The sequence below is a fragment of the Pseudodesulfovibrio portus genome (assembly GCF_026000375.1).
Lineage (GTDB): Bacteria > Desulfobacterota > Desulfovibrionia > Desulfovibrionales > Desulfovibrionaceae > Pseudodesulfovibrio > Pseudodesulfovibrio portus.
On record NZ_AP026708.1, the window covers coordinates 1,307,153 to 1,328,182 of the forward strand.

25 protein-coding genes are annotated in these 21,030 nt (G+C 62.1%); 15 read left to right on the forward strand and 10 right to left on the reverse strand.

Annotated features, from left to right (window positions below; translation table 11 throughout):
• The first annotated feature begins 12 nt into the window (after window positions 1-12).
• The 3 genes from OO730_RS06285 (at window position 13) to OO730_RS06295 (ending at window position 2,342) form a co-directional block, all read left to right on the forward strand.
• Complete coding sequence (locus tag OO730_RS06285; RefSeq protein ID WP_264983735.1) at window positions 13-381, forward strand: cytoplasmic protein; 369 nt, start codon at window positions 13-15, stop codon at window positions 379-381.
• 362 nt (window positions 382-743) lie between these two features.
• Window positions 744-2,228 carry a sodium-dependent transporter gene (locus OO730_RS06290; protein ID WP_264983736.1) on the forward strand — a complete coding sequence of 495 codons (1,485 nt, stop codon included), beginning with the start codon at window positions 744-746 and terminating at the stop codon, window positions 2,226-2,228.
• A gap of 12 nt (window positions 2,229-2,240) precedes the next feature.
• Window positions 2,241-2,342: a MetS family NSS transporter small subunit gene (locus tag OO730_RS06295; RefSeq protein ID WP_264983737.1), complete on the forward strand. Its 102-nt coding sequence runs from the start codon at window positions 2,241-2,243 to the stop codon at window positions 2,340-2,342.
• Between the two features lie 177 nt (window positions 2,343-2,519).
• Here the strand turns inward: OO730_RS06295 and trhA are convergent, their stop codons facing one another.
• From trhA to OO730_RS06325, 6 genes are all read right to left on the reverse strand, one after another.
• Window positions 2,520-3,161, reverse strand: coding sequence for a PAQR family membrane homeostasis protein TrhA (gene trhA, locus OO730_RS06300; protein ID WP_264983738.1), 642 nt, complete (start codon window positions 3,159-3,161; stop codon window positions 2,520-2,522).
• Window positions 3,162-3,259: 98 nt separating this feature from the next.
• Window positions 3,260-3,706: an RrF2 family transcriptional regulator gene (locus OO730_RS06305; RefSeq protein ID WP_264983739.1), complete on the reverse strand. Its 447-nt coding sequence runs from the start codon at window positions 3,704-3,706 to the stop codon at window positions 3,260-3,262.
• Between the two features lie 57 nt (window positions 3,707-3,763).
• Complete coding sequence (locus OO730_RS06310) at window positions 3,764-4,075, reverse strand: hypothetical protein (protein ID WP_264983740.1); 312 nt, start codon at window positions 4,073-4,075, stop codon at window positions 3,764-3,766.
• A gap of 108 nt (window positions 4,076-4,183) precedes the next feature.
• Window positions 4,184-4,807 carry a hypothetical protein gene (locus tag OO730_RS06315; protein WP_264983741.1) on the reverse strand — a complete coding sequence of 208 codons (624 nt, stop codon included), beginning with the start codon at window positions 4,805-4,807 and terminating at the stop codon, window positions 4,184-4,186.
• Entirely contained in the window at window positions 4,804-5,400 is a 597-nt protein-coding gene (gene cbiM, locus OO730_RS06320) for a cobalt transporter CbiM (RefSeq protein ID WP_264983742.1), read from the reverse strand. Before cbiM ends, OO730_RS06315 begins: the two co-directional genes overlap by 4 nt.
• Window positions 5,401-5,519: 119 nt before the next feature.
• A complete protein-coding gene (locus OO730_RS06325) occupies window positions 5,520-6,767 on the reverse strand; it encodes an HD domain-containing protein (protein WP_264983743.1) in 1,248 nt (415 codons plus the stop codon).
• Window positions 6,768-6,978: 211 nt separating this feature from the next.
• Between OO730_RS06325 and OO730_RS06330 the strand changes: the two genes are divergently transcribed.
• From OO730_RS06330 to OO730_RS06345, 4 genes are all read left to right on the forward strand, one after another.
• The gene (locus OO730_RS06330; protein WP_264983744.1) at window positions 6,979-7,659 is read left to right on the forward strand and encodes a substrate-binding periplasmic protein; all 681 of its coding nucleotides are present in this window, start codon (window positions 6,979-6,981) and stop codon (window positions 7,657-7,659) included.
• 109 nt (window positions 7,660-7,768) lie between these two features.
• On the forward strand, window positions 7,769-8,011 hold the full coding sequence (locus tag OO730_RS06335; protein WP_264983745.1) for a hypothetical protein: 243 nt from the start codon (window positions 7,769-7,771) through the stop codon (window positions 8,009-8,011).
• 124 nt (window positions 8,012-8,135) lie between these two features.
• Window positions 8,136-8,672 carry a CatB-related O-acetyltransferase gene (locus OO730_RS16245; protein WP_323373372.1) on the forward strand — a complete coding sequence of 179 codons (537 nt, stop codon included), beginning with the start codon at window positions 8,136-8,138 and terminating at the stop codon, window positions 8,670-8,672.
• Between the two features lie 122 nt (window positions 8,673-8,794).
• Window positions 8,795-9,172, forward strand: a complete 378-nt coding sequence (locus OO730_RS06345) for a hypothetical protein (protein WP_264983746.1) — start codon at window positions 8,795-8,797, stop codon at window positions 9,170-9,172.
• A gap of 115 nt (window positions 9,173-9,287) precedes the next feature.
• Here the strand turns inward: OO730_RS06345 and rlmD are convergent, their stop codons facing one another.
• Window positions 9,288-10,670 (reverse strand): 23S rRNA (uracil(1939)-C(5))-methyltransferase RlmD, encoded by a 1,383-nt coding sequence (rlmD, locus tag OO730_RS06350; RefSeq protein ID WP_264983747.1) that lies wholly within the window; start codon window positions 10,668-10,670, stop codon window positions 9,288-9,290.
• A 267-nt stretch (window positions 10,671-10,937) separates the two neighbouring features.
• On the opposite strand from rlmD, the gene OO730_RS06355 reads away from it, so the two are divergent.
• Both OO730_RS06355 and OO730_RS06360 read left to right on the forward strand, forming a co-directional pair.
• A complete protein-coding gene (locus OO730_RS06355) occupies window positions 10,938-11,243 on the forward strand; it encodes a hypothetical protein (RefSeq protein WP_264983748.1) in 306 nt (101 codons plus the stop codon).
• A complete protein-coding gene (locus tag OO730_RS06360; RefSeq protein ID WP_264983749.1) occupies window positions 11,240-11,515 on the forward strand; it encodes a hypothetical protein in 276 nt (91 codons plus the stop codon). The genes OO730_RS06355 and OO730_RS06360 overlap by 4 nt, the downstream gene beginning before the upstream one ends.
• On the opposite strand, the gene OO730_RS06365 is transcribed toward OO730_RS06360, so the two are convergent.
• Window positions 11,512-12,282, reverse strand: a complete 771-nt coding sequence (locus OO730_RS06365) for a DUF3108 domain-containing protein (protein WP_264983750.1) — start codon at window positions 12,280-12,282, stop codon at window positions 11,512-11,514. The genes OO730_RS06360 and OO730_RS06365 overlap by 4 nt on opposite strands.
• Before the next feature lie 238 nt (window positions 12,283-12,520).
• Between OO730_RS06365 and OO730_RS06370 the strand changes: the two genes are divergently transcribed.
• Window positions 12,521-13,009 carry a CBS domain-containing protein gene (locus OO730_RS06370; protein ID WP_264983751.1) on the forward strand — a complete coding sequence of 163 codons (489 nt, stop codon included), beginning with the start codon at window positions 12,521-12,523 and terminating at the stop codon, window positions 13,007-13,009.
• 72 nt (window positions 13,010-13,081) lie between these two features.
• Here the strand turns inward: OO730_RS06370 and OO730_RS06375 are convergent, their stop codons facing one another.
• A complete protein-coding gene (locus OO730_RS06375) occupies window positions 13,082-14,092 on the reverse strand; it encodes an HD-GYP domain-containing protein (RefSeq protein WP_264983752.1) in 1,011 nt (336 codons plus the stop codon).
• Window positions 14,092-15,534, reverse strand: coding sequence for a pyruvate kinase (gene pyk, locus OO730_RS06380; RefSeq protein WP_264983753.1), 1,443 nt, complete (start codon window positions 15,532-15,534; stop codon window positions 14,092-14,094). The genes OO730_RS06375 and pyk overlap by 1 nt, the downstream gene beginning before the upstream one ends.
• A gap of 284 nt (window positions 15,535-15,818) precedes the next feature.
• Here pyk and OO730_RS06385 point away from each other — a divergent pair, with 284 nt between their 5' ends.
• The 5 genes from OO730_RS06385 (at window position 15,819) to OO730_RS06405 (ending at window position 21,030) form a co-directional block, all read left to right on the forward strand.
• A complete protein-coding gene (locus OO730_RS06385; protein WP_264984132.1) occupies window positions 15,819-16,265 on the forward strand; it encodes a division/cell wall cluster transcriptional repressor MraZ in 447 nt (148 codons plus the stop codon).
• Window positions 16,265-17,245: a 16S rRNA (cytosine(1402)-N(4))-methyltransferase RsmH gene (gene rsmH / locus OO730_RS06390; protein WP_264983754.1), complete on the forward strand. Its 981-nt coding sequence runs from the start codon at window positions 16,265-16,267 to the stop codon at window positions 17,243-17,245. Before OO730_RS06385 ends, rsmH begins: the two co-directional genes overlap by 1 nt.
• Complete coding sequence (locus tag OO730_RS06395) at window positions 17,242-17,520, forward strand: hypothetical protein (RefSeq protein ID WP_264983755.1); 279 nt, start codon at window positions 17,242-17,244, stop codon at window positions 17,518-17,520. The genes rsmH and OO730_RS06395 overlap by 4 nt, the downstream gene beginning before the upstream one ends.
• Window positions 17,521-17,621: 101 nt before the next feature.
• On the forward strand, window positions 17,622-19,529 hold the full coding sequence (locus tag OO730_RS06400) for a penicillin-binding transpeptidase domain-containing protein (RefSeq protein ID WP_264983756.1): 1,908 nt from the start codon (window positions 17,622-17,624) through the stop codon (window positions 19,527-19,529).
• Entirely contained in the window at window positions 19,504-21,030 is a 1,527-nt protein-coding gene (locus OO730_RS06405) for a UDP-N-acetylmuramoyl-L-alanyl-D-glutamate--2,6-diaminopimelate ligase (protein ID WP_264983757.1), read from the forward strand. Before OO730_RS06400 ends, OO730_RS06405 begins: the two co-directional genes overlap by 26 nt.

A 21,030-nucleotide genomic window follows, 5' to 3' on the forward strand; every position in this document is an offset into this window, starting at 1 on the left:
GGGCCTTTTTTCATGGAACCAACAACCAACGGAGCAACCATGTACTGCCTGTATGCCTTCAACGGCGAAATGATGTGTTTCGTCCACGTACTCCTGAATGCGCTGGACATGCATGACAAGGGGACCGGGTGCGTCATCGTCTTCGAGGGCGCGTCGGTCAAACTGATCCCGGAACTGGAGAGCGGCAAATCCCCCTTCTCGCCCCTGTATTTCAAGGCCAGGGAAGCCGGGCTCATCGACGGCGCGTGCAAGGCCTGCTCGGCCAAGATGGGCGTGCTCGAAGCGGTCGAGGCATCCGGGCTGGACCTGCTCGACGACATGTCCGGCCACCCGTCCATGTCCTCGTACATGGTCCGGGGATACAGCATCATCACCTTCTAGACCGGCCGATCCGACCCAAAAACCCCCGGAGCCTCATCGGTTCCGGGGGTTTTATACGGTCCGGCCCCCGCCCCGGCACCGAACCGGATTCAGAAAACAAATATTATTCGTAGTTCCTTGTTTATATCAGACGATTGGTCGGCGTTTTCCGCTTTCCGCAAGTGGACAACCGCTGACAAATCCATTAAAGGAACTTCGTTATTCGGACGCGTTCCGAAGGCGGACAGAGCGATGGGGTGCCGACAACGGTCACCCCGTTTGCATTTCCGCAACCGGGGAAATCAACCACTTTCCTTTCCCCGCATGGCTTTTCCCGCCTGCCAGTGGCGGGACAGACTCTCAAAACACACAGGTGATTCAATATGGCTCAACGTGAACAATGGGGCTCCCGCGCAGGCTTTGTCCTGGCGGCGGTCGGCTCCGCAATCGGCTTGGGAAACATCTGGCGTTTCCCTTACATGGCCTATGAGAACGGCGGCGGCGCCTTCCTCATCCCCTACATTTTCGCCCTGCTGACCGCGGGCATCCCCTTCATGATCCTCGAATTCGGCATGGGCCACAAGCACCGCGGCTCCGCGCCCAAGGTCTTCCGGGCCATCGGCTCCAACTGGGAGTTCCTGGGCTGGATGCAGGTCATCGTGGCCCTGGTCATTTCCATCTACTACGTGGCCGTGGTCGGCTGGACCATCAACTACACGGGCTTTGCCTTCAACCAGTCCTGGGGCAGTGATCCCAAGGCGTTCTTCTTCGGCGAGTACCTCGGCCTGACCGGCTCCCCGTTCGAGCTCGGCTCCATCCGCTGGCCCATCCTCGGCGCATGCACCCTGGCCTGGGGCGTGACATGGCTGGCCATCACCTCCGGCGTGCGCAAGGGTATCGAGCGCGCCTGCAAGGTGCTCATCCCCCTGCTCTTCCTGCTGGTGCTGGTGCTCATCGGCCGCGTGGTCACGCTGGACGGCGCCATGACCGGCCTGAACTACCTGTTCAAGCCGGACTTCTCCAAGCTGGCCGACTTCTCGGTCTGGGCCGACGCCTACGGGCAGATATTCTTCTCCCTGTCCATCGGCTTCTCCATCATGCTGGCCTATTCCAGCTACCTGCCCAAGAAGTCCGACATCAGCAACAACGCGGCCATGACCGTGTTCATCAACTGCGGCTTCTCCATGCTCGCGGGCGTCATGATCTTCTCGGTGCTCGGCAACATGGCGTTCGCCACCGGCCAGTCCGTGGCCGACGTTGCCGGGTCCGGCGTGGGGCTGGCCTTCATCACCATCCCGGCGGCCATCAACACCATGCCCGCCCCGGTCTTCTTCGGCACCCTGTTCTTCCTCTGCCTGACCATGGCCGGCGTCAGTTCCCACATCTCCATCGTGGAAGCGGTCAGCTCCTCGTTCATCGACAAGTTCGGCTGGTCCCGCAAGGCCACCGCCACCGCCGTCTGCCTCTTCGGCTATGCGGCCACCCTCATCTTCACCACCGGGGGCGGCCTGCTCATCCTGGACATCGTGGACCACTTCATCAACAACCTGTGCATCCTCGGCCTGGCGCTGCTGGAAATCCTGCTCATGGGATACATCGTGGGTCTGGAGCCCATCGAGCGCCACGTCAACCTGTCCTCGGACTTCCGGGTGGGCGCGGCCTGGCGGCTGTGCCTCCGGCTCGTCACCGTGGGCGTGCTCGGCTACTCGTTCGTCATGAACGTGGTCACCGACCTGGGCACCCCGTACGGCGGCTACGCGTCCAGCGACCTGGCCCTTCTCGGCTGGTCCCTGCCGCCCGTGGCCTTTGTCCTGTCCCTGGCCCTGAACAGGAAGCAGCCCGCGTGCAGCTTCGTCCGCAACGACTAGGAGGAGACCCATATGTCCACCGCAGCAATCATAATGATGGTCTTCGGCCTCGGCATCACCTGGGGCGGCGCAGCCTGGTGCATCCGGCTCGCCATGAGCAAACAGAGCCGCTAAACATCACCCCACTCGAATCAAAAGGCCGGGACGCTCCAACGTTCCGGCCTTTTTCATTGCGCAACTGACAGCGAAACTATCGAGAGTGGTGCAGCGCCAAGGCGCAAGGGCGAAGCTGTGGCCTTCCACAGCGATGCCCGCAGCAACGCAGGAGATGCGCCGCTATCGATAGTTTCGCTAAACGTACCAGTACATGAGGACGAAGTGGCAGAAGCTGCCGCCGATGACGAAGAGGTGGAATATCTCGTGAAAGCCGAAGCGGTCGGGCACGGGGTCGGGCCACTTGAGGCCATAGATCACCGCGCCCAGGGAATAGATCACGCCGCCGCCCACCAGCCAGGCCACGGCCGGACCGGGCATGGACAGGTAGATCGGATAGATGCCGATGATCGCCAGCCAGCCCATGCCGAGATAGATGGCGGTGGAGAGCCGGCGCGGGGCCGTGATCCAGAAGATTTTCATGACGATGCCGGACAGGGCCACTCCCCAGACCACGCCGAACAGGGACCAGCCCCACCCGCCGCGCAGGGGGATCAGGCAGATGGGCGTGTACGTGGCCGCGATGTAAAAGAAAATCATGGAGTGGTCCACCCGCCGCAGGAAGCGCACCCGATCCTCGCTGACCGGCAACCAGTGGTACAGGGTGGAGGCCGTGTACAAAAGAATCATGCCCCCGCCGAAGATGGAGAAGGTCACGATGTGCCACGGCAGGGCCGGACCGACCGAGCGCAAAATGAGCAGGACCGTGGCCAGCACGGCCAGGGCGGCTGCAATGCAGTGGGTCAGCCCGCTGACGGGATCGCGAAGGGCCAAAATCACACTTTCTCCCGGTTGAAGGTTCCGCTCATCTCTTTGGTTACACGACCCGCAGCGTTTAAACAAGTGTTTGAACGCCGCAGATTCCGGTGCCGGAGATGCTAGAGAAGCTCCATGGGCCGGGAGTCAGGGTTGGCGCAGGCCTCGGCGTCCTGGAGCAGGTCGGCCAGGGTGAAGGTGTTGAGCCGGGAGTACATGGCGTCCGCCGCCTCCTGCCACAGCCGCCGCGTGAGACAGATGTCCATGCGGCTGCACCCGTTCTTGCCGGACCGGCATTCCACCAGGGAGCCGTCGCCTTCCAGGGCGTGCACCACCTTGCCGATGGGAATTTCCGTGGCCGGGACCGCCAGGGCATGCCCGCCCCGGGGGCCGCGCTTGGACTTGACGTACCCGGCGTCCTTGAGCTTGCGTATGAGTTTTTCGAGATACTTGGCCGACACCCCCTGGCGCGAGGCGATGTCCTGGATGCGGACCGGCCCGTCCTGGCAGTGCTGGGCGATGTCGAGCATCATGCGTGTTCCGTAGCGGCTGCGTGTGGTAAGTTTCATATACGCTCCTATGTAGCTGACAGATATGGCGGATAAAAAATATCGAATCCAGCGTCGTCAGATGCCGACCAGCCCGGCAATCAACTGCACGACGCCCAATACCACCATCGCCTTGGCGAGAAAGGCCCATCCCCTATACCCCTGGTATCGATCGGCGCTTCGCCAGACGGCAACGGATATGAACACCTGGTAAACAATCAGGAAAACGCCGAAGGACAGCAGGACAGCGGCAAATCCAATGTTTTTTTCAGCCAGCACGGCCAACAGCAGACCTGCCCCCCTGAAAAGCACGCCGACAGTAAAGCCGAAGACCCAGAACGTCCGCGCCAGATCGACTTCCCCTCTCCACAGCCGCTTGATCAGTCCCATGTGAGCACCTCGGATGAATTCGGATTCGTTTTGTAGGGGAATTATCACAAAAAAAAGGCCGCGACAATCAAATCGCGACCTTTCCAGTATGTTTATTTGGATCGTGAACTATTTTCGGCTCTTGAAATAGGCGGCCACTCCGAACAGGCCGAAGATATAGCCGATGCCGCCCAGGATTTCGGTCACGGACGGGCCGGGCCGGCTCAAGTCCGCGAGCATGCGCTTCACCGGTTCCAGCTCGCGCTTGACCACGGCCTCCACGGCACCGATGTCCGCCTTGGGCCCGGCGACGATGACGGCTTGTGCGGGTGCCGCAGCCGGAGCCGCGTCGCTTGCGGTCTCGGTTTGGGTGGCCGGGGTCCCGGCCTCGGCAGCCGGGGCGTCGCCGACCATGTACTCCTCGGCCTTGACCACCCAGTCGCCCTGATGGCCGACTCCGGCCTTGACCAGCAGTTGCAGGTCCAGTCCCTGTTCGCGGGCCTTGTCCGGCACCTCGAAGCTGAAATTGCCCTGCTCGTCGGTGGTGCCGGTGAGCAGCAGTTCGCCGGAGGCGGCGTCATGGACCTCGACCACGCCCTTGTTGACGCGGCTGGACCGGCTGTACCCGGACTCCGTGACAACGGTGTTGCCTTCCACATAGGCGAAGATGTTCACCTTGTGGGCGTCGGACGCGGCGGACAGGCAGAGCGTGGCGGCCAGGGCCGCACAGATGATGAGCAACAGTCTTGTCATGCGGTGAGCACCTCCGGCTTGACTTTGGCGAGAAACGAGTAGGCGAAAGCGGTGATTACGCCCTCGGCGATCATGATCGGGATGTGGCTGTAGAAAAGCACCCAGGCGGCTTCCACGAAAGCGTCCCCCGACAGCGACAGGGCTCCGGCGGTGAGCACTGTGGACAGCAGGATGGACATGGAGCCGCAGCAGAAGGCCGCTGCGAACCGGCTGCCGTTGTTCTTGGCCAGCAGGGGCCGGAACACGTAAAAACAGAGCACGGCCGGGGTGGCCATGGTGAAGGTGTTCAGCCCGAGCACGGTCAGGCCGCCGAACTGGAAGAGCACGGCCTGCAGGGTCAGGGCCACCAGTATGGACGGGAACGCGGCCCAGCCCAGCACCACGCCGAGCAGCCCGTTCAGGATCAGGTGTCCGGAAGCGGGCCCGATGGGCACGTGGATGAGCGAGGCGATGAAAAAAACGGCGGACAGGATGGCCACCGGCATTATCCGGTCGTAATCAATCCGCTTCAGTCCAACGGCGGTGCCGACAGCGGCCAGAGCCGCTCCGGACAGGAGGACCGGGCCGGATAGCACCCCTTCAGATATGTGCATGCACACCCCTTCCCTTGGGCCGGCCGTGAAAATCGTGATGAAATTCGGGGAAACGCCGACACCGTGTTAACAATCGGAATTTTGTATACACGGTGTGCCAGATTTATTCAAGAGGTGCCCTAATCAAAATCCGCAAGCAGGGCGGAAATCTGGATGCCCGCGACCACGGGCCGGGAGTTGTACTTCTGGCGGATGCGGTACAGGGCGTGGTGCAGCTGGTCGGACGAGATGCCGTTCCGGAGGGCGGTGTGCGCCTCTATGTATGCGGCCAGGGCGTCGGACACCTTGAGCAGCGGGCCGTCCTTGGGGTCCAGGGTGTCCTGGTTGTATTCCCCGGCCAGTTGTTCCTCCGAGGCCTCCAGCACGCGGTCGTTCCTGCACACCGTGGCCTTGAACTCGCTGCCCACTTCAAGACCGAGCAGGTATTCCAGCCTGTCGGCCACGTCCGTGTACCCGCCCTCCTTGAGGGGGGCGAGCACCACGCGGTCCAACTCCCTGATCTCGTACTCGTGGATCAGCTCGCCGATCTCGAACGACGCGCCCTTGACCGGGGAGATGATGTCGCGGGTGAGCAACTCGGGCAGGTCGTGGAACAGGCCGGAGAAGAAATTGTTCTGGCTGCGGGCGCGGCACGCGCCGACCTCCATGGAGAAGAACCAGGAATAGGAGGCCACGATGAACATGTGGCCCAGCACCGAGGTCTCGGGCACGCGCGGGGTCTGGGACCACCGTTTCTGGAAACGCAGCCTGCCGCACATGCGGGCGAACAGGCCGAGCACGTTGTTGTCCTCGTCCAGCAGCTCGGACACGCCGGTCAGGTCGCGCATGGCCTCGAGCCGGTCGATGAAGCTGTCCTCGATCTCGGTCAGTTCGTGATCCATGGTGTTGATGGACTTGAGCAGCTTGAACTCCGAGTAGCTGGCGTACAGATGGGCGGCCTTGAGGATGCGCCGGGCCAGCCCCGTGTCCTCGGGCTGATTCAGGTACTCCTCCATGCGGCGCATGAAGTCCTCGCCCAGCGGGCTGATGCGCGGCTTCAGCGAGTTGAGCACCCAGTTGGACAGGGTCCGGTAGTCGTCCGGGTTCTCCTTGATGCGGTAGAAGACCGGCGGCTTGATGTCGGTGATGACCAGCCGGTAGAGGTAGTCGTACAGCCCCCCCTCGATGATGGCCTCGCCCAGGGCCCTCTTGCGGGCCACGTCCATGTCGCGGGAGTTGAGCAGGAAGAGCAGCCAGGCCACGATCATCTTGTGCCCCTGCTTGTCCACCTCGACCAGTTCCATGGGCCGCAGCTTGTCGTTCCACCGCTTCATGAATGCGCCGGAAAAAATCAGTTCCAACAAGCTCTTTCTGATGACAATCGACATGCTCGCTCCCATGGATGCTCAATGATTGCCCAGAGTGCCGGATTACTCCGGAGTTGGCAACAAGTGAAGGAAGCCGCCGATGAGTCATCCCGCCGTTGCCCAACGACAACATTTTGCATATAAGGCACATATGGCGCCTCGTATCCTCACCCTCTGTCTGTGCCTTGCTCTCCTCTTCCTGCCGCCACTGCCTGCGCCGGCCGAAAGCGGGGTGCTTCGCGTATCCTTCAACCCGCTCCCCCCGTGGAAGGTGCTCGGCGACGACGGCACGCCCGGCGGCATCGACATCGAATTTCTCCACCTGCTGGCAAAACGGATGGATCTGGCACTCGATTTCGTCCAGCTCCCCTTCAAGCGGGGCCTCAAGATGGTGGAACACGGCGAGATCGACCTCATGGTCGGCGTGCTCCGCCGCCCGGAACGCGAGGGTTATGCCCACTTCCTGACGCCCCCGTACAAGAACCGGACGAACAAGGCCGTCTACGTCCTCAAGGGCCGGGAAGACACCATCACCCGATACGAAGACATGCGCTCCCTGGTCATCGGGACCCAGCTAGGCAGCAAATATTTCCCCCGCTTCGACTCGGACGCGGCCATAGAGAAATCCGAGGTCAAGACCATAGACCTGAACATCAAGATGCTGCGCGCCGGGCGCATCGACGCTTTCATCAACACCGAAGCGTCGGCCGACTACCTCCTGGCCCGGATCGGCCTGACCAATGTCATCGGCAAGGCCCGATACGCCTACCACGAACACCAGGACGTCCACATGATCCTGTCCAAACGCTCCCCCCATGCCTACCGGGTCGCCGAATTCGACAAGGTCATGCGCGACCTTGTCGAACACGGTGAATTCGAACGCATCAAGGATGACTTCCTTTCCAGGCATTGAAAACAGCCGCCACGGGACAATTTCCGGACTTGCCGTTGCCCATCCGGCTCTTTTTACCTATAAGCCCCCGATGGGATTGCGCTCGATTCTTCTCGCCATCATGTGGTTCATGTTGTTTTCCTTGCCGACCCGGGCCGCTGACAATGTGCTGCTGGTGTCTTTCAACTCCTTCCCCCCAAGCAAGGTCAAAACCGAGGACGGCTCCTACGGCGGTTCGGATATCGACATGCTCCAGCTCCTGGCGGAGCGCATGGGGCTGCTCGTCGAATTCGACAGGATACTGAAGGCGCAGCACTCCCGTGCGCGGGAACAGAGGCAGCAAAAGGGCCCCATCCCGACGCAGCTCCCGTAGCCGACCCGGCCATGCGCCATGGGGCGCGGAGCGCTACGAACTCGAACGTGTAAAGACACAATACCTTTCCAAGGGCACAGACCAGGGGAAGGGACGTGGCCGGAAACAATGGAGGTCAGTACCCTTGCAGGACATCCGAACAAAGTACGTGACTATCGGCACAGGGACCAACATCAACGGCCCGTCCTTTTTGCGCGGCCATGAATCCTGCCCGATAACGATAGGCAGATACTGCGCTATCGGGTGCAATCTCTGCATACAGAGCAAAACGCACGACATCGGCCATGCCAACTTGAACGTCGGGCTCCAGGACAAGCACCGATTCACTTCAATCAGCAAGACCAAAGGCCCCGTGAACATCGGCAACAACTGCTGGATCGGGGACAACGTCTGCATCATGTCCGGGGTGACTATCGGCGACGGGGCCGTGCTCGGGGCAGGCTGCGTCGCGACCAGGGACATCCCCCCCTTTGCAGTGGCATATGGCGTACCGGCAACCGTGGCGGGCTATCGCTTCAGCCGACACGTCATACAGGAGTTGCTGGAAATAGCCTGGTGGGACTGGGATGAATCGACCATCGCCGCGAACAGCGCCTTTTTCAACCTCGACCTGACAGAACACCCTGAGGCCGACCTGCGTTCATTGATCGTAACAGGCTAGCGGAACAAGAGATATCCCGAAACCGTTCTTCCGGAGCGCACGGCGGCACGCAGCTTCTAATATCTTTACAGGAAAATATGTGCCAACCTGCCTCCGAACCAACCTTATGCCAGGGAGAACGTATGGGTTTTTCCTATGACTCCCGGATCAGGGACGACTATCTGCTCGTGACGTGCACGGGAGCGCCGGAGTCCCCCGAGGAGTTCTTCGAATATATCAGGTCCTCCATTCTCAAGGCCCGCGCAAACGACATACAATACGTGCTCTTCAACGAGAGCGAAGCGACCTTGAAATTCCAGGTCTATGACGCCGTCCTGATGTCCGAGATGCTGGACAAGGAGGGGCTGCAGACCTACGGAATCCGTGGCGCCGTGGTCTGCAGTCCCCACGACTTCACGGCGTGCAAGTATTTCGAGACATCGCTGCGCAACCGGGCCTTCAACGTGATGATGTTCGACGACATCGAGAAAGGGAAGGCGTGGCTGCTGAAAGATCGCTGAAGCCACCCGCGAACGACGGCATGCCGTGGCGTTCGGGGCCATCAATGACAGGAAAAGGCCTTGACGGAATACCCCGTCAAGGCCTTTTGAACTGCATCGGATGCGTTGCCGGGACTCAGCGCCTTTCCAGCAGGCAGACCGTCTCCACGTGGTGGGTGTGCGGGAACATGTCCACGGCGCGCGCCCGTTTGACCTCGTAGGCTTCGGACAGCCGCTTGACGTCCCGGGCCAGGGTGTTGGGGTCGCAGGACACGGCCACGATCTTCTCCGGGGCGAGCTTGAGGATGGCCAGCACGGTTTTCTCGTGCATGCCGGACCTGGGCGGGTCCACCACCAGGACGTCGGGCTTGGGCAGGGAGGCGATGTCCTCGATGCCGTTGTCCAGGTTCCCGACCACGAAATCGCAGTTGGTCAACCCGTTGAGCTTGGCCGAACTCCACGCCTTGGCCACGGATTCCTCGCTCATCTCATAGCCGATGACGCGCTTGGCAGCGTCGGCCAGGAAGATGCCGATGGCCCCGGAGCCGCAGTAGAGGTCGAGCACGGTCTCCGCGCCGGTCAGCCCGGCGTATTCGCGCACCGCGCCGAACAGCTCGCCCGCTCCGGAGCTGTTGGTCTGGAAAAACGCATTGGGGGAAATGTGGTAGCGCGCCTCGCGACCGCCGTGGGCGACCATCTCCTCCACGGCCTTGGTGCCGAGCCGGAATTCCACCAGCTCGCCCGCAGCCGCGACGCTGCGCCGGGTGCGGGAGGAGTGGGCGAACGAGGTCAGGGCCGGGAAGCGGTCCACCAGGGCCGCGCCCAGGGCTTCCACCTGCCTGTACTTGCGGCTGTCGGGCGCGGTGATGACATGGACCAGCACCTCGCCGAGAGCGGTGCGCCGGATGACAAGGTGCCGCCAGAACCCGTTGCCGGTCTTGGGATCATAGGCGGCCACGCCGGACTCGCGGCAGAAATCGCGGACCGCGCGCAAAATATCCACGTCCCTCTCGGCGCACAGATGGCACTCCTCGATGTCGAGCACCGGGGGCAGCCCCTTTTCCCCGGCCGGGAGCCGGCCGCGCAGGCCGAGGTGCAGGCCGCCGTCGCGGCGCTCGAAGGCGAACTCCATCTTGTTGCGGTAGCGCCAGACCTGGGGCGAACCCACGGGGTCGTCCATTGGGACGTCAACGCCGCCGATGCGGGCAAGGGCGTTGTTCACCTGGTCGCCTTTCTGCCTTACCTGTTCCGGGTATTCCAGATTCTGCAGGGCGCAGCCGCCGCAGGCCCCGAAGTGGGGGCAGACGGGCTCCACCCTGAAGGGTGACGGGGTGAGTACGGCCTCGGCCTCGGCCTCGGCGAACCGCTTCTTGGCCCGCGTCACGCGGGCGCGCACCGTGTCTCCGGGCAGGCCACCGGCCACGAACACGGCCATGCCGTCCACGCGGGTCACGCCGCGACCGCCAAAGGCCAGGGATTCGATGGTGCATTCGATGGTGTCGTCTTTCTTGAGGGACATGATTATCTCCGGTTCAATTACAGGCCTTTCAAAAAACTCAGACTGTTCAAAAACAGTGAGATGCGAGGCGCGAGAAAAATTCAAGGCCGAAGCGTACCTTCCCGGTACGTGAGGGGTTGAACTTTTCGAAGCATACCTGAGGCATAAGATTTTGCAGCCTCGCGGTGCCCGTCAACAATTCACTTAACGCCGCAGATCGCTGTTTTCCAACAGGCTGAAGGAGCCGTGGTTTGACACGATTCATACCCGCTGTCTATCTTTGCGTCCATGATAGACAAGGCCACCGGAGTGGAAACCGTGATCCGCAAGCTGAAAAAGCTCCCCGTTGGCCACGCCGTGGACCTGCGCACATACAAGCGCAACCGCTCCGTGGTCATCCGGCGCACCGCTGCGGACGAATTCGACGTGGTGGAGAACGGCTTTTTCCAGGACCGCTTTCAGGTCGATCTCTCCAAGATGAAAAAGCTGCTCAAGACACTGTTCAAAAAGGAATTTCCCCGCTCCACAAAAATCCGCCTGTACGACCTCGGCCAAGCCGATGCGGACGTGCACGTCAAACGGAAGAAGATATGATCGATATCGCCGGGGCCGTTCCCACCATTCTTTCCCGACTCAAAAAGCTCCCCGTGGGCCATGGGCTGGAACTGCTGACCTACAAACGGGATCGCGGACTGCGTGTCCGCCGCATGGACGGGGACCGGTTCGCGGCCACGGAATTCGGATTCCGCGCCGAAACCGTCGAGACCGACCTCAAGGGGATGAAGCGGGTGCTCAAAAGCGTGCTGAAACGGGAGTTCCCCCGCTCCAACAAGGTGCGCGTGAATACGCTGGAGGACGGCGGCTAGTTTTCAGCCGCCACGACTGAGGGCGGCCGGTATCCCACCAGCTCCATGGAGAAGTGGCCCACCGACACCTTGGACTTGACCCTGACCGGGATGCGGCGGGCGTCGGCCGTAAACCAGACGTAGAGCGAGGCGTCCTTGGACTTGTTGAACACGCCGGACAGGTGCTTGACGTCGATCCTGACCTTGAAGCAGCGGAATGCTCCCAGGTCGGTCTCCACATCCTCGGCCTTCTCGACAAAGGCCTCGCTGACCACGGATTTCTTGCCGTCGGACACGTTGGCCGCAAAATGCATGCCCTCGTAGAGGTCATACTTGCGGAAGGCGAACAGGATGGACATTGGGTCGAAGACGTCCACGGGCTGCACCAGGGACATGGAATACTTGCCGCGCGAATAGCGGTGGGAGAGATTGGATTTCTTGTCGAAGACCAGGTCCACCTTCTTGTGGTAGGACCCCTCGTTCTGGTCCTTCATGTAGCGCAGGGAATAGCCGACGTCCATGTCGGTCCAGGACTCGATGGTGTCGCGCACCCGGTAGATGTTGTCGATCCACTCCGCGCTTCTGGCCGTGGCCTTGAAATACCGGGCGGGCTCCCCGCGCATCTCGGTGTCGTCCATGACCTCGAGCACCGCGTCCGCCGCATGGAAAACGGTCCAGTATATCTCGTACTCCATGCGCTCTCCGGGGCCGAAGGGCAGCTCCCCGGCACGGCCCGGGAGCACGGTGAGGACAGCCAGGACCGCCGCCAGAAAGGTGATCTTCTTCATGGGGAGAACATTTGCATCATCCATGCCCGAGTCAAGGCGAAAACCGTTCGCGGACGGCTTTTATAAATTTTTCTTCGTCATTTCGTACAGTTGCCGACAACCCAAGAAGGAACAACTCCGGGAGGGTTTGCGGTGGCGGCGCGTTACCCGTTGTTTATATGGACAAAAAAATGCTCTGGCGGTACTTAATGTTGCACAACACTGACTGACAACCGTAATTCATCGGAGGATAGCCCATATGATGCTCAGAAAACGCGCCTGGGACATGATGCGAGACGAATTTCCCACCGTGCGGGAAGACGCCAGCCTGGCCGAAGCCATCCGCGTCATGCGCGAGGCCATGGTGGAAGCGCCTGATTCCCAGGTGGTGGTGGTCCTGAACAAGGGCGGCAAGCTGGTGGGGGCCATCAACCTCTGGAAGCTGTTCAAGGCGGTCAAGCAATCGGTCCTCAAGGACGACAACCTCAAGGCCGACGGCTCCGTGGACTGGGACCAGCAGTTCGCCAACGCATGCCTCATCTGCACCCAGGAACGGCTGGAGGACTCGCTGATCACCGACCCGCCCTTGCTCAAGCCCAACGACCCCATCCTGGTGGTCCTGGACGTGTTCCTCAAATCCCGCCGCGACTGGGCCCTGGTCATGGAAGCGGACAAGGTCATGGGCGTGGTCTACGTCACCGACGTGTACCGGGAAATGACCCGCGACATGGTCCAGATTTTCAAGTAGGCGCATTCGACGCACGCAAAAGGCCGGTCCCCGGGGGACCGGCCTTTTTTCATGCCGAAAAAACGACACCGTCTACGGCTTCAGCTTCAGGTCCAGCAACAGGAACACCTGCAACGCCTTGGTCAGCTCCCGATCATAGGCGGCATCGTTCGCAAGGGAAGCCGCCGCCTTCATGAAGCCCATGCCCTCGGCGTAGGGCCGGTTGGCGATCATGGCGCAGAACGAGTCGGCGACGGCGCAAAGGCGGCCCGCGAAGTCCTGCTTCATGGACTTGAGCGGATACCCCGAGCCATTGGCCCGTTCGTGATGCTGGGTGACGCACTGCTCCATCTCGGGATAGCGCAGCTCCAGCTTGTGCAGCATTTCGAAGCCGACCTTGATATGGGCGTTGACCTTGTTGCGCTCGTCGATGGTCAGAGGCTGCTTCTTGCTCCTGATGAACTCCGGCACCTTGGTCATGCCCATGTCATGCAGGAACAGGCCGACCATGGTGCGGTCGAAGACCTTGCGCTTGATCGCCTCCGCAAAATCCTCGCCCTTGAGCCTGCCCCACAGCGCCGCTCCCATGATCGCGGTGTTCACCGAATGGTTTTCCAGGGTGTGCTCGGTGTGCAGCCGCCGGGCCAGGGCCCTGGTGCGCGACATGTCCGAGTAGAGGTATTCGGTCAGGACCATGACGTCCACCCAGAGCTTCTCGAACACGGCCTTCACCGGCTGCTCGAAGAACTCCGCCAGCCGACGGGTCAGCGCCTGGATGAAGATGTCAGCTATTTCGCGCTCGATGAGGTTGCCGTCCACCAGCACCAGGTCGAGCTGGTAGCTGATGTGCTTGACGTAAACCGGATGGTCGTCGCGCGAAACGAAAATCAGTCCCTGGTTGGTCAGTCCCTTGAGTTCCTCCACCTGCTCGTTGGAAAGCCGCCCGCCCACCTTGTAGTAGGGCATGATGCGCGCCACATCCTCCTTGAACATGTAGATGTTGAGCGGCGGACGGTACTTGTTGAAGCTGCCGAGGATGTCGGCGCTGATCTGGTAGTATTCCTCGTTGAGTCCGTCGGAGATGTTCTGGTTCTGGGTTTGCATCAGCTCGCTTCTTTGCTCAGTTTTTCATACAGCTTGACCACGTTGGTCTGGGTCACGGACTTGCCCTTTTCGGGCTGCCCGGCGGTAACGATGACGATGTCGCCCTCCTCGAAGACGGGCGACTGCCGGACAAAGACCTCGGCCCGTTCCTGGTGGTCGTCGATGACGACCAGGGGTTCGGCGGGGATGACGCCCCAGGAAAGGTTGGTGAAGTGCCGGACCGTGTGGTCCGAAGACAGGGCGTAGATCGATTGTTTGGGACGGCAGGAGGACAGCAGCCGGGTGGTGGCGCCGGAAGTGGAATGGCAGACGATGGCCTTGGCATTGGTCTTGCCCGCCAGCATGGCTGCGGCATACGCCAGGAAGGTGGAGGGGTTGTCCCGCTCCCCGCCACGGTCGATCTCCAGCCTGCCGGGCTCGAACATGTACGCCTCGATCTCGTAGGAAATCTTGCGCATGAACCGGACGGTCTCGCCGGGATAGCGCCCGATGGCGGTTTCCTCGGAGAGCATGACGCAGTCCGCGCCGTCCAGGATGGCGTTGGCCACGTCCGTGGTCTCGGCCCGCGTCGCCATGGGCGAGTTGACCATGGACAGCAGCATCTGGGTGGCCACGATGACCGGCTTGCCCGCGTTGTTGCAGGCGTTGATGATCCGTTTCTGGGCCACGGGCAGCTCGGCCAGGTCGAGCTCGAGGCCCAGGTCGCCGCGCGCCACCATGATGCCGTCCGCCTCTTCCAGGATTTCTTTCAGCCGTTCCAGGGCGGCGATGCGTTCCAGCTTGGCGATGATGGGCACCCGCCTGCCGTACTGGATCATCTCGGCGCGCAGGTTGCAGATGTCCTCGGGCTTCTGCACGAAGCTCATGGCCACCACGTCCACGCCCAACTGCATGCCGATGGCCAGGTCCGCCTTGTCTTTTTCGGTTAGCGGGGCCAGCGGCGTGGTCATGCCGGGGAAGGTGATGCCCTTTCTGGGCGGACAGAGCCCCGAGTTGGTGGCCTCCAGCCTGATGAGGTGCTCTTCCTCGATCTTGATCACCTTGAACCGGATGACGCCGTCGCCGAGGGCTACGGGATCGCCTTCCTTCACGCCCTCGTACATCTCCGGGATGTCCAGGCAGATGAACGGCTCCTCGACCTTCTCGAACTTGTCCGAAGTGCCGAGCAGCACCTCCCCGCCCTTGCTCACCTCGAAGGGCGGCAACCCCACGTCGCAGGTGCGGATCTTCGGGCCCGACAGGTCCTGGAGGATGGTCAGGGTCAGCCCGGTCTCTTTTTCGAGCCTGCGGATGATGTCCACCATCTTGGCGAAAAATTCACGTCCGCCGTGGGAAAAGTTGAGCCGGAAGATCTTGGCTCCCGACTCCACCAGTTCCTTGACCGCTTCATAGGTTTCGGTGCCGGGCCCCAGTGTGGCGATGATCTTGATGTGCCTGTCCATGGACGTCTCCTTGCCGCGATCCGTGTGGCGTAACCGCGTCTTTTGACCGCTTCTTTAATCTTACATGTTGGATTTATTGTATTTATACATACGATCTCAACAAAGATGTGGGCTAAGTCTAGGCGTACCCCCCGGAAAAATCAATGAGACTCCTTTTATTATGTCCATCATTTTGGGCCAAGCGGTTGACTTTCCCTTGATTTTCTAGCACACGTGGGAATAAGTGGAATTTAGTGTAATAAAGGTGTAAAGATGTGGGGCAAGGGATTGCTCCGGGGGAAATGATGAAATTCAGAGGTCACGCACACAGAAGCCTGGACGACAAGGGTCGGCTCATACTGCCGCCCGAGTTCCGGGATATGATCCGCGCCGCACTGCCGGACGCGGTCATCGTGCTGACCATCTACGACAAACACGTCATCGGCATCACCCCTGAACAGTGGACCCGGCTCGAAGCCGAGCTTGAGAAGATCAAGACCCCGAGCCGCGCCCTCCAGAACACCATCCGCCTGTTCAACTCCGGCTACACGGAGGCGCATGTGGGCAAGCAGGGGCGCATCGCCATTCCCGCGCACCTTCGCAAGTCCGGCAAGCTCGACGGCGAGGTGGTGGTCATGGGCGCGGGCAAACGGTTCGAGATCTGGTCCGCCGAATCCTTCGAACGGCTGCTTGACGAGGACTACGACGTGTCCACCGAGCTGGCCGAAAACAACGTCTCCATGCCCTTCTGATGAAGCCGGAGACGTTCGATCCCGCATCGCTGCACACGACGGTTCTTTTACATGAAGTGGTTGAGTGGCTCCGCCCCGCACCCGGAGGCCGTTATCTGGACGGCACCCTGGGCATGGGCGGCCACAGCCTGGCCATCCTGAGGACGGCGGGCGAAAAGGCCGAGCTCGTAGGGCTTGACCGGGACCAGGAGGCATTGGCGCTTGCAAGGACGCGCCTGGCGGAGTTCGCGGACCGCGTTCATCTGTTCAACCTGCCTTTCTCCCGGTTTGAGGAGGCCCTTGACGAGGTCGGCTGGGATACGGTGGACGGCGCGGTCCTGGACCTCGGCGTCTCATCCATGCAGCTGGACGTTGCTGAAAGAGGATTCAGCTTCGTCCACGACGGACCGCTCGACATGCGCATGGGCACGGATGCCGCGGCTTCGGCCGAGGAACTGGTCAATACGCTGAAACATGGTGATCTGGCGCGGATCATCAGGGCCTACGGGGAAGACCCCCTGGCCGGGAAAATCGCGTCGGCGATACTGAAGGCACGGGACAAGGAGCGCATCACGAGGACGCTCCAATTGGCCGAGATAGTGAGGTTGGCCTACCCGCCCAAGATGCGGCACACCGCCCGCAATCATCCGGCAACCCGTACCTTCCAGGGACTGCGAATAGCGGTCAACAGGGAAACTGAGGAACTTGAACGCTACCTTCAAACCATAGTCGGACGCCTGAAGCCGGGCGCGAGGCTGGCCATCATTTCGTTTCACTCCCTGGAAGACAGGGCCGTGAAGCACGCATTTCGGGATGCCGCCAAAGGGTGCAAATGCCCCCCGCATCAACTCCACTGCACCTGCGGCGGCGTACCCGAGATGAAAGTGCTCACCAAGAAACCGCTGGCCGCCTCGGACGCCGAAAGGGATGCGAACCCGCGCGCACGGAGTGCCAAGCTCCGGGTGGCGGAAAAGCTCGCACCCGACGGAGATGATGCATGAGCAAGACCGACAAGACGCTCCTCTGGATGGTGATGTGCCTGCTGGGCATGGCGCTGTCCCTTGGCCTTGGGGCGGTATGGTTGAACATCGAGCGTATGGATATGGCTTACGACCTGCGCAAGATGGAGAAGAGCCTCGGCCGGAAAGAGGATCTGGCAGCGAAACTGGCGGTTGAGAGGAACAACCTGGTTTCGCCTTACGAGCTCAAGAAACTCGCGGGCCGACTCGGCCTGGGAGTGGCTGCGCCTGGACAAATCAGGCGAATAGCCGACTGACAGCGCGTTTTATCATAAACGCGCCGTGGATAGTGGGAGTCTGGATGACGAGTGGAAAGAATGGGCGCAAGGATCGCAGCGGGATCAAGATAGGGGTCGTCATGGCCCTCTTCGCGATTGCGCTTTCCGGTCTTTGGGTCCGCACAGCATGGGTGCAGCTCTTCGAGGGCGACACCCTGGCCGACCGGGCCTCGCGACAGGGCCACGCCGCCGAGTACGAATACGGCGAGCGGGGCCGCATCCTCGACCGCAACGGCGAGATGCTCGCGACCTCGGTGGAGGCCAAGTCCGTCTGTGCCTATCCCTATGAGATCACCCGCCCCGACCACACGGCCGCCGTGCTGGCCAAGACCCTCAAGCTCTCCGTGGCCGAGGTCAGGAAAAAACTCACCTCCGCCAAGCAGTTCGTCTGGATCAAGCGCCAGGTCACGGACCGCGAGGCCGTCAGCGTGGCCCGCGCAGGTCTGGCCGGGGTGCACCAGCTCAGTGAATTTTCCCGCATCTACCCCAACGGCCACCTGGCCGGGCAGGTCCTCGGCTTCGTGGACATCGACGGCAAGGGACGCGAGGGCGTGGAGCGCGTGTTCGACGACCGGCTCGAACCGGGCAAGGCGCGGTTCGTGGTCCGGCGCGACCGCAAGGGCCGCCGCTTCTACCTGGACGGCGAGGGCCGCGAGGTGGACATCAACGGCCATGACGTGAAGCTGACCATCGACACCCACATCCAGCACGCAGCGGAACAGGCCCTGGCCAAGTCCATCGCCAAGTACGACGCCCGCGCGGGCATCGTCCTGGTGGTGGACGTGGAATCCGGCGACATCCTGGCCATGGCCAACCAGCCGTTCTTCAATCCCAACACGGTCCGCCATTCCTCGCCGACCCAGCGCCGTCTGCGGGCCATCACCGACATCTACGAGCCCGGCTCCACCATGAAGCCCTTCCTGTTCGCCGCCGCCCTGGAAGAGGGCGTCATCGAGCCGGACACGCTCATCGACTGCGAAAACGGACGCTGGAAAGTGGCCCGCAAGGTCATCCGCGACACCCACCCGGCCAAATGGCTGCCCGCCAACAAGGTGCTCCGCTACTCCTCCAACATCGGCTGCGCCAAGATCGGCACGGACATGGGCGCGGACGTCTACCACTCCTACCTGTCCAAGCTCGGCTTCGGCGACCGGACCGGGGTCATCCTGCCCGGCGAGTCACCCGGCATCCTGCACCCGGCGGCCAAGTGGACCTCCGTGGACCTGGCGGCCATCAGCTTCGGCCAGGGCGTCGGAGCCACGGCCCTGCAGTTGGCCAAGGCGTTTCTCTGCCTGGCCAACCAGGGAGCCACCAAGTCCCTGCGGCTGGTCAAGGAGCCCCGTCCGGAGCACAGGAACGCCGCCATCCAGGTGTTCAGCCCCGAGACCGCGGCCAGGGTCCTGTCCATGATGAAGGACGTGGTCCACGAGGACGGCACGGGGCGCAGCGCCCGCATCGAGGGCATCACCATGGCGGGCAAGACCGGCACGGCCCAGAAGGCGTCGCCCGACGGCGGCTACGGCGACCAGTATCTTTCCTCCTTCGTGGCCCTGGTCCCTGCGGACGAGCCCGAGCTGCTGGTCATCACCATGATCGACGAGCCGCAGAAGGCCAACTACGGCTCCATGGTCGCCGCCCCGGTCTGCCGGGAAATCACGGTTCGGACGCTGGCCTACCACGGCAAGCTGTCCGAGACCCTGCACGCCGATGCCGGTGAGACCACGTCCCTGGTCGAGGCGGAAGCGCAGCCCCTGGACCGGGCCGTGGACGCCCCGACGGATAGGACGGCCTCCGGGAACACGGTGCCGAACATCCAGGGCATGCCCGTGCGCCGGGCGCTCGAAATGCTGGTCAAGATGGGAATCGTCCCGGTCATCAAGGGACAGGGAATGACGGTCGATCGTCAGGAGCCCGCACCAGGGAAGCCCTGGCCGGCCGGCCAAACCAAGGAGGGTTCGGACAATGTTTTTGTTCTCTGGCTCTCATAGCGGCAAGGAAGAAGAGGTGACGGGCGTCATGGAATTTCAGAGCCTGCTCAAAAAAGCGGAAAAGGGCCTCATGGTCCGCACGGATTCACGCAAGGTCCAGGAAGGCGAATGCTTCGTGGCCATGCCCGGAACCAGCGTGCGCGGCATCGACTACATCCCCGCCGCCCTGGACAACGGCGCGGCCTTCGTGGTGGCCGCCGAGGCCGACCGCGACCTGGTGGCTCCAGTGGTGGAGGACAGGGCCGCCGCCGTGTACGTGGACAATCCCGCCGCCGCCTTGGGCGAACTGGCCCGCGCCTTCTTCAAGGTGGAACAGCGCGACATCAAACTGGTGGGCATCACCGGCACCAACGGCAAGACGACCACCTCCTATATCATCGAGCACCTGTTCGCCGCCGCCGGGCTCAAGGTGGGCGTGCTGGGCACCGTCACCTACCGCTGGCCCGGCTTCGAAATGGACGCCCCCCTGACCACCCCTGACTGCTGGATGCTCCACGAGCTGCTCTTCAACATGAAGAAGGCGGACGTGGACGTGGTCGTCATGGAGGTCTCCTCCCACGCACTGGACCAGTACCGGGTGGCCGGGCTGGACTTTCACGCCGGGGTATTCACCAACCTGACCCAGGACCACCTCGACTACCACGAGACCATGGAAGAATACTTCCGGGCCAAATCCATGCTCTTCATGGACTACCCCCTGCCGCGCAAGGCCAACGTCCTCAACTACAACGACACCTACGGACGCCGGTTGCTCAAGGCGTGCGAGGACGGCGTGGGCTACGGCATCGGCGACACCGCCCTGGTGGAGCAGGAGGTGGGCAAAAAGCCCCTGGTCCAGGGCCGCATCCTGTCCATGACCGGCCAGGGCATCGAGCTGGAGACCTCGTACAAGGGCAAGAGCTGGGTGATCCATTCCCCGCTCGTGGGCGCGTTCAACGCCATGAACCTGCTGGCCGCCCAGGCCGTGGGCCTGCAGCTGGGCCTGAACTGCAAGGACATGCGCAAACTGTCCACCTTCCCGGGCGTGCCGGGCAGGCTGGAACGGGTCATGAACGACGCGGGCCTGGACATCTTCGTGGACTACGCCCACACACCGGACGCCCTGGAGAACGTGCAGCAGGCGCTCAAGAAGCTGGATTTCAACAGGCTGATCACCGTGTTCGGCTGCGGCGGCGACCGCGACCGGGTCAAGCGTCCGCTCATGGCCGAGGCCGTGGCCCGCTACGCCGACATCGCGGTGCTGACCTCGGACAACCCGCGCACCGAAGACCCGCTGGCCATCCTGGACGACGCCCGGCCCGGCCTCAAGGGCGCGGCCCGCGTCCTGGAACACGTTGACCGGCAGACCGCCATCACCATGGCCATCGGCGAGATGCGCCCCGGCGACGCCCTGCTCATCGCGGGCAAGGGGCACGAGGACTACCAGGTCATCGGCAAGGAAAAACGCCATTTCTCCGACAAGGAAGCCGCCCTCAAAGGCATCGAGGAAACCCGTTCGTGA